The 9,132-nt window shown below is 61.7% G+C and carries 5 protein-coding genes; all 5 read right to left on the reverse strand.

Annotation, left to right across the window (positions count from 1 at the left end; genetic code table 11):
- Positions 1–759: YfaP family protein (locus AC1DLB_RS12470; RefSeq protein ID WP_477785066.1), on the reverse strand; the 759-nt coding region annotated here is incomplete at its 3' end.
- Between the two features lie 3 nt (positions 760–762).
- Positions 763–2,382 (reverse strand): DUF2300 domain-containing protein, encoded by a 1,620-nt coding sequence (locus AC1DLB_RS12475; protein ID WP_477785067.1) that lies wholly within the window; start codon positions 2,380–2,382, stop codon positions 763–765.
- 1 nt (position 2,383) lies between these two features.
- Positions 2,384–6,958, reverse strand: coding sequence for an alpha-2-macroglobulin family protein (locus AC1DLB_RS12480; RefSeq protein ID WP_477785068.1), 4,575 nt, complete (start codon positions 6,956–6,958; stop codon positions 2,384–2,386).
- Entirely contained in the window at positions 6,955–7,620 is a 666-nt protein-coding gene (locus AC1DLB_RS12485; protein ID WP_032833720.1) for a DUF1175 domain-containing protein, read from the reverse strand. The genes AC1DLB_RS12480 and AC1DLB_RS12485 overlap by 4 nt, the downstream gene beginning before the upstream one ends.
- Positions 7,590–9,132, reverse strand: a 1,543-nt coding sequence (locus AC1DLB_RS12490) for a DUF2138 domain-containing protein (RefSeq protein WP_477785069.1), incomplete at its 5' end; no start/stop codon positions are given. The genes AC1DLB_RS12490 and AC1DLB_RS12485, both read right to left, overlap by 31 nt.

Genomic DNA, 9,132 nt, shown 5'->3' on the forward strand with positions numbered 1-9,132 from the left:
CATCGGCACCAGGAACGTTTCCATTTTTTCATCTGGCGTCCCCTCCTCCGTAATCACTGTCACTTGCGCGGTGGTCAGCGGCTGAACCGCATCCTCCTGACCTTCGTCATCACTGCGATACCCGCCACCGTAGTAGTTCACATACACCAGGTATTGCCCCTTGATCGGCGCGGGCATGGCGAAGATTTCCGGGCCGTAGCCGGTGGTCACGTCGACATCCAGCGCTGCGCCGTTGGGTGCAACTCGATCGCCGTACCAGATGTGCGCGCCGTCGGGCGTAATCAGGTGCAAGTCCAGATCCGTGTTGTCGCTGTCCCAGGACAGCAGCACCCGCAACTTGGCCGGGGTTGCGCCGCCGCTGGCGTTAAGAAACTGCGTGCGGTGGCGTTGTTGGCCATCGGGGCTGCGGACTTCAACGCTGTTGCTGCCTTTGGGGAATGAGAACGGGCGGTCGAAGTGACCGGCGGGGTCTATCTTCAGTGGCATGCTGACGCCGTTGACGATCAGCTTGCCAGGTTCATTGCTCTTGGGGGTGGATTGGATCTGGCCGGTAATGCGCGCCGTATTGGCCTGGCCCACCGGGGTGTTAACCGACGAAGCCGGATAATTGACCGTCTGACGAAAGTTTTCGCCTTCGCCTTCAGGGGCGCCGGTACGCCAGCCGCCAATGGGCGTATCAAGTTTGACGGCGGCAAATGTCGCTGGCAGTACGCAAAAAGCGCAAAGCAACAGCAAGACCTGTGGATAACGGAGTTTCATGGCCTATTCCAGCAAGAGGTGACGGGCGAGCCCTTCGATGTAGGTTTCATCCTGGCCGTTAGGGTGTGCTTCGAAGGCCAGGTGCAGGTATTCGTGGGTCAGGTCGAGGCGGTCTTGCAACGACAGCACGCCGCGTACGTAGATGCGCTGGCGTTCACGGTCGACAAACGGACGACCAAAGGCCAGGCGGCAGACCGCAAAGGTGCTGACTTCGTTGTAGCCGACTTCGCTTTCGAGTCGTTGGCGCCAGCCGCGGCGCTGGTTTTGCAGCCAGTCTTGCGCGGCGGGCAGCGCTTCGCAGGAGGCGACCGGGTTGTCCCAGCGACTGAGGCTGGCGCGCGGGTAGGCATGCAGCAGGATGGCGTCGTAGCGTTGGCCGGCATTGGCTTGTTCGACGGCTTGCTGCCAGGAGAGTTTGTCCGGCCCCGGTTGGTCGGAGTGATAGGTGACGTTGCTGCCTGCGAGAACCAGATCGCTGGTCCACGCGGCGATGTTGCGCGATTCAGTGGCGGCCGGACGTGGCGCGACGCGCTGTCGACTGCTGCTGTCATCGATGCTCAGACAATCGCCGTTGCGAGTGGCATTTTGCAGCAGGTAGGTGCGGATCGCGACGGCCAGGGCTTTGGCCGCTTCGACGGGTTCAGGCCTGGCTTCGCGCTGCAGGACGCGGGCGACGTATTCTTCACGATCGAGGCGGGCGATGAGTTTGTCTTTGAGCAAGAACAACTCGCCGTCGCTGTGGATATCGAGTTGRTTRCCGTTGRCGAACTCGACGCGGTAGTCGCCYTGCAARGGGCCGGGCGCTATAACGCGATCCCCCGACAACACGCGTTTCAGTGGATAACGCGCGAACAGACCGACCTCAACGCACTTCCCTGCCTCGGCTGGCCACGACGAGGGCAGCACCGTCGCCAGCGACTGACCATAATGGCGCAACACCATTTGGCTGGTGCCACGCCCACCGGCCCAGATCGGCGTGCCGTCTACCGTCCAGCCCGCGAATCCGCCTTGGCGCGACGAAGGATCCTGATCCCCCAGCCAGCTCCAGGTTTTCACCCGCAACCGACCACCGAGTTCACCCACGACATTGCCATCCGCGGCATTGAGCACCACATCGAGCAACACCCTTCGCGCCTGATCCTGCGCCGGCATCACGGCCAACACCTTCAACAACTCCGCCACCGAAACCCGGGTCTGCGGTTGCAACGACGGCAAATCCAGCAACCATTTCGGCGCTTGTCTGGCCTGCCAATACTCGCGCCACTGTGCGCCGGCAATGCCCAGGCGCGCAGGCTCAAAGTACAAGCCGCAAGACTTCACCAACGCCTGATCACGCCCGATCGTGCCGCCCGCCGTGCAGCAATAAACTTCTTCCTTCGATTGCCCGCGACATTCATAAGCGGGTTCGCGCGCGCCGGTGTCCACCAGCCAACCGTAGACAAACAGCTTCCACAAGCTGCCCAACGGCGTCTGCAAATCATCAGGCAATGGCTCACGCGAGATCACCTGAGTCTGGCTCAACGCAAGCAATTCACCCTTGAAGCCCAGGCGCAACGGCTCGTCCTGCGCTGTCGCCAGCGCAGGAATCAAACACAGCAGTAACCAGACCAGAGGCCGGGTCATGTCAATTGACCGTGACCTGGCCAAGCGCCTGCTTCTGTTCCTGAGCCTGGTGCTGTGGCGCGTAGACCTGCGTGAAGCGCACCGGCGGCAGGTTGAACTGGCCTTTTTGCGAGAAGCGCACCAGATGACGCAGGCGCAACTCACCGCTCAGCGCATCCACTGGCACCGCATAGGCCATTTGCCCCGGCTCGAAACGGGCCTTCTCCAGCGAGGTCGGCTCGGTGCCGGCCTTGCCCATCAGCTTGATGCCCCACGTGGTGCGCTCGACGTCCGCACCCGGTGGCAGCGGCACTTCGAGCATGCCGTAGCGCAGCGGTTTCGCGGCTTTGCTGGTGATGATCACTTCGTCCAGGTACAGGCTGTCGCTGGACAACGGCTTGGTGCCGACCGCTTCGAGTTTGAATTCGAACGCTTCATCACCCGGCACCAGACGCGACAGGCGACGGGTGATGGTCACAGCCATCGGATCGATTGCCGGTTGTTTGGTCTGGAAGCTCAACATGGCGCGTAGCGGGCGCTCTTGCGTCCCGGTCAGCGACAATGCCGCCGGCACTGGCGAGGAGCCCTGCCACGTCCAATACATCTCACCGGTATCACTGTAACGTTTCTTCCAGCCCTCACCCGGTGCCAGTGCGATGGTCGGAGAGGCCTGCTCGATGCTGCGTTGCAACCAGGTCAGCGCCAACGCGCGTTCCAGGGTCGATTGCTGTGGCAACAGGCGTTGCAACAACGCTTGCGCATGAGCCTGATCGAAAGCTTGCAGTGACAGGTTCAGGGCTTCGACAAACGGTTGAGCGCTGGTGGCCACTTGCTGTTGCGCAGCATCCACTTGACGACTGAACGCCGGCGGCAGATTGACCTTGGCCTGACGCGCCAAAGACGCGGTCAACACCCGAGCACTGGCCAGCCCCAAGGCCGAATCCGGATCGTTCATGACCAGGCTCTCTGCGCCATCGTCCATCACGCTCGCGGCATTGCCTTCGCCGGCTTTCACCAAGTCGTCGATCAAACCGCTGAGCAGCGTGTTCACCGGCAATTGCATCTGTTTGGCAAACGACAGAATCAACGCCCGCTGCAACAGTGGTGTGTTTTGCGCCTGTTTCGCGTACACCWCCAACACCCGCTGCCAGTGCTCCGGCGGCAGGCTCAGTTCCAGCACTTTGCTGGCGTGCCAGTCGGCGTAATAGGCGTAAGCGGTGAGGAATGCATCCGGCTCGCCGTCAAAGCCCCACCAAGTGAAGCACGCCGACGGCCCGGCCATTTGCACCAGACGCAGGCGGCTGTTCTGCATGATCAAACGCAAGCGATCACGGATCTGTGGGTTCGACGACAGCGTTGGATAGGCGATGCTCAGCGGCAGCAGACGGCTGGCGGTTTGTTCGACGCCGCCATACGGATAGCTCAGCAGATCGTCGAGGGCCGAACGGAACACCGCTTGCGGGCTGTCATCCAGACGCAGGCGAATATCCGTGGCGTCCGCCGGCAAGGTCAACGGCGTGTCGCCGCTGACCGCGTCCAGGCTTTGGCTCTGGGTCACCTGCCAGCCTTCGCCAGTCGCGGTCAGGCGTACGGCCAAGGCGTCAGCGGTTTTGCCATCCTRCACCAGCTCGGCGGTCCAATCGCCATTGGCCAATGTGAATGCCGGCAATGGGATGTAGTTGATGCCGTTGTTCAGTGTGACCGGCACACGTTGCTCGGCACCCGCGTAATGAATCACCAGCTCAGCCTTGACCGGTTTCTCGGCCTGACTGAAAGCGAATACGCCAAGATCCGGTTTGTCGCCGTTACGGAATTTGGTCGGGCCGCTCCACTTCAGGTACAGCGGTTTTTCCGAGCGCACGAATTGCTTCTTTTGCCCGACCTGGCCGTCATCGGCGATGGCGCGGGCGGTGATGCGCCAGCGGGTCAAGGAGTCCGGCATCTTGAAGGTGAAGCGGGTCTTGCCGTTGGCGTCGGTGATCAATTCCGGCTGCCACGCGGCGGTGTCGACGTCTTCACGACGCGGCCGCTCCAGCACTTTCACCCCACGCTCGCTGCGGTTGGCTTTGCCCGGCGCACCCGGGCTGCCCGGCAGTGCCACGTCGTAGCTGATGAACGACAAACTGGCGCTGGTGCGCACGTTGTTGCGGCGCGGGTGGTAGAAGAACTGGTCGATGGTCGGCGCCACTTCCGGTTGCAGCGCGTAGATCATTTCGTCGACCACGCTGACCGTCAGGTGCGCCGGAATCGGCTTGCCGGCGAACTGGGTGGTGAGGTCCACGGACACGGTATCGCCGGGTTGATACGCCTCTTTGTCGGTAGTGATCGCCACATCGATCTGTGGCGCGACCACCTTGATACCGGCGTTCTGGAAGCTGTACTGACCGCCCTTGGTGTAGAGCACGGAGAACGTCAGGTTCGGCGCGAAGTTGTCCTTCACCGCGATGCGCGCGCGGTATTGGGTGTCGCTGAGTTTTTCCATCTTCAGCCAGTCGCCGCCCTTGGACAGCAACGCCGTGGCCTCGACCTTGTCGCGCTCGAGCGACAACAACGCATCGCTGACCGGCTCGGGGAAAGTGATCAACGCGAGGGCTTCGTCGCCGGCCTTGTATTCGGGTTTGTCGAGGACGATTTCCACGGTGCCGGGCACGGCTTTGACGCCATCACCCGTGACCGAATGACCGGTCGCGCCAAGCACGCGGCCATGATCATCTTTCAGCGTCAGGTTGTAAGTACCCGGACGGTCGAAGGCCAGGCTGAAGCCTTTGTCCTTGGCGGCGAGTTTTCCTTCGCCAGTGGTCTGATCTTCGAGTCGCACCCAGCTGTAGCTGCTCGGGTTGACCGCTTTGCTCTGCTCGCTGCCACCTTCATTGGCGTAGCTGAAGGCAACCTTGTCGCCCACCGCGCTGAACCGTTGCGGCGCGCTCAGGCGGAAACTGGCGGCACCACGGTCGATGAGGATTTCCTTGGTGGTCTTGACCCGGTACGCCGCGCCATCACTGGCGAACACGGTGAGCATGTAGCGGCTCGGTTTCTCGGCGGCGGGCAGGTCAAGCGTCGCGTTGCCCTTGGCGTCGGTGGTCAGTTCGGCGCTGGTCAGCTCCACCGGGAATTGCCCCAGGTATTGCAGTTCGTTATCGACCATCGACAGTTGTTGGGCGCGCAGGCTCAGGCTCACCTTGGCGTCGGCCACTGGTTTACCGTCCGGGTACAACAACACCAGACTGCCCTTGACCGGTTCGCCGGTGCGGTAATCTTGCTTGGCCAGGTTCAGAGAAATCTCGAAGTGCGGCTTGATGTACTCAGCCACGCGGAAGGCACTGCTGTAGGCCTGATCCTTGTAGCTGAAACGCAGCTCATAACCACCTGCCACCGCATTGTCCGGCAACTGGAAACGGCCCTGGGTGCCGGCCTTGGAATCGAGCTTCAACGCCAACGACTGCAGCGCAGTACCGGTGGCATCGAGCACCGTCACATTGACATCGGCAGCGGTCGGCGCCACGGAATCCCGGGCATTCTTGAACTCGCGACCGACGATTTTCAACGACACCCAATCACCCGGCCGGTACAGCGGTCGATCGGTAAACGCATAGAGTTTGGTGTCGTAGATTTCGCTGTCGTAATAGAAGTTCTCGGAGACGAACACCCCGCCCTCTTCGTCCTCGCCGATCACGAACGAACGCTCGGGGCTGACGTGTTTCAGGCGCAGCAAACCATCGGCATCGGTAGCGCCACTGCTCATCACGCCCAGGCCGTCGGTCCATAGCACATTCACTTTTGGCACCGAACTGCCTTCGTGTTTGCGCGCAGCCCACACCAGCAATTCATCACCGGCAATCTTGCTCACGGCCACGGTGTTGGAGACGAACACCATAGTGGTCGCGCGGTACTTGCCGATCAGCGCTTCCACCAGATACAGGCCCGGTTTCAGGTTGCCCAACGGGATGTACACGTTGCCCGGCGAGACGCTGACGAACTCACTGGAAGAACCAACCAGTTTCACGCCTTCAGGCGGCTGGATCGGTTTGGCTTGCCATAGCGGATAACGGAATTGGCTGACCACCGGCAGGCCCGGAATCAACGCGAATTGCGGCTGTGCGTCGTAGGGCGTTGGCGCGGCGATGGCGGTGCCCATCTTCAGTTCCGGCACTTCCTCGGTGACTTGTTTACGCGACTCGTAGGAAAACGCCCGCTGCATCACCCGACGGGATTTGCGGTACCAGTTGTCCCACAGGTACGCGAGGGTGTTCGACAGGCCTTCGCCCTTGAACTGGCCGTCGCTGACCACACGGTGCAGGTTCTTCTGGCGCTTGAGGAAATCCAGCGGCTTGTCGATGCGATACACCCGAATGTCCGCACCGCCGTAAGGCTCCATGCGGAACCGGCGATAGTCACGACCCGGCGCTTCGAGGCGTACCACCGCTTGTTCATCGCTGGCGAAACTACTGTCGGCCAACAGGAAAAAGCTTTCACCGGCTACCGGCGTATAGCCGCTCGGCTCGACGGTGTCTTCGGCGTTGACTGCCGACAGCGGCAGAACCAACGCAAGCAAAAGAGGCAGTTTTGAGCAAATGCGCAGCATGCGGGCACCGATCATTGGGAGAGAAAGTTCAGTCGATAGACGCCGATGAAGTTGGGGTTGGCTGCGTCGGGTATCCATCGGGTGTCCTTCCATGTCATGAGTTGCTGCAGGCTTGCGGAGCGCATGCCGTTGTCGGTGGGGGTGGTGGTGCCGGTGTGATAGGCGATGAAGCGGCCCATCCAGATCATCAGGTGCTGGTCATCGCCCTGATCGAAAAACATCAGGTCGCCGGGCCGGGCCTGGGCCAGGTCGCGGCCGACCAGATGACTGTTGAACTGAATCAGTTTGATCGCGTTGACGTAGGGCCCGACCTTGCCGCCGCCCTGCTGCCATTGCTGGGCGAGGCCGCGTTGGGCGTCACTCAGTTGCAACTCCGGCGGCAGGTAGCGGTTGGACAGGCCATTGCTGCGCAGCCATTTGTCGTCATGGACTTTCAGCGCTTCGTTGGCGGCAAACCGCACCAGCCCGGCGCAGTCCTGCTGATACCAGCGCGGGCTCGGGCCTTGGGTCAATTGTTCCTGGGCGATGCGCACGAACCAGGCACGGAATACCTGGGATTGCTGCGGGTCGAGCGCGGCGGCTTCGCTGGCGAATGTGCGGGTCCCCAGCAGCAACGCCAGCAAGCCGAGGCCTCGGATGAGTGCGGTCACAGAGCTTTCCACTCCAGCGGCAGCCATTGCCAGTGGCCGTCGGGCTCGCTGCCTTTGGGCAAGGTCAGGGCGTATTTGCCGTAGCCGCCAAGGGTGCGCAGTTTCGGGATCAGGTAGGTTTGCGCGGCGTTGTAGAACACCGGCTCCATGTCCTGCGGCAGGCTGTCGAGGGTTTCCTGCTGCATCAGTTGCGCCATGGAGTCGGGGCCGAAATAGATCGGCATCAGCAGGTCTTTCGGCAGCACGTCAGCCAGCGGCGGGAAGCGTTTGTCGAGGGTGCCCAGCGCTTTGTCGACGAGTTTGTCGTCGAGGGAGAACAGCAGCGTCGAACCATGGCGCGCCAGGCTGACGCGCATGAAGGCTTTGCCGGTGATCGCGTCCGGCTGCTCGGCATCCTTGGCCTTATAGGGGCCGAAGTTGGAGCTGACCTGGCGCTGCCACTGATGGGTTTTACCGTCCTGTTTCTCGACCACCGGGAATGCGTGCTCGGCAACATTGCCTTCGTAGGCACCGACCATCGAGCCGAACAGGTTGCCCAAGTCACCGTCGAGTTTGGCACTGTCATCGTCATTCAGGCTGGCCACCAGCAGCGGCGTGTACAGCCGCGAATCGGCGTACCAGCACAGGCCGGCGGCACCGGCCATATGTTCGGTCAGGGCCTGGGCCACGGACTCTTCGGCGCCAAGTTTCACCAGCAGCGGTTTCTGTTGTTCGGCGGCCAACGGCAAGGCCACGCAAGCGCTGGCGCCCATCGGCATGGCTTGCCAGATCGGTTTGAAGTCGAAGTCCGGCTGCTTGTCCAGTTCGTCCATGGCGAGGAAGCTGTGCCAGCCCTTGTCATCCATGTCGAAACGCAGGCCGGCAAAGTTCGGGATGAAGCGCTGATAACCCATGGCCAACACGCTGGAGTTGACCGAGAGGCGTTGTTTTACCTCGGGCGCACGCGGCGGCAGGCCGAAGGCTTCGGGGAACAGTTTGTCGCCGTTGAGCAAGGCGGCGATCGCCTTGGTCGAAACGCCGCCGGTTTCCTCCAAAGCCCCGTTATCCGGGTCGTAGAGTTTGGCCGGATTGGACAGCACCACCAATTTGTCGCCATGGGAAGCGAACACCAACGACTTGCTGGCGTTGTAGTTGAGCTGATAGAGGGTGACGGCGTCGGCACCGACTTTCACTTCGCCGAGCTTGCTCAGTTGCGAATCATCCAGCGCCACTTTCGCCAGCGGCTCCAGCACCTTGGCCAGTCCGCCGCGATCCATCACCAACAGGAAATCCTTGAGACGCCCATCCGCCCCACGCCACAGCGCCACATCCGCCGGTTGGTCGAAGAGCTGCTCGATCAGGCTGTCCTGCAGCTTCAGGTCATGCTCGTAAATAATCCGCCGCAGACTGCCAATCAAACCGAGACGGTCGGCGTGAGCTTCGTAATAGAAGACGAAATCTTCGGTCAGGGTTTCCTTGAGGAACGGCACGGCCAGCAAATCCTTGGGCAGCTGACTCAAGGAATGGGTTTCGAGCAGACCGTCCGGCCGGCTCATGCCC

The organism is Pseudomonas sp. 05N434, from assembly GCF_056396965.1.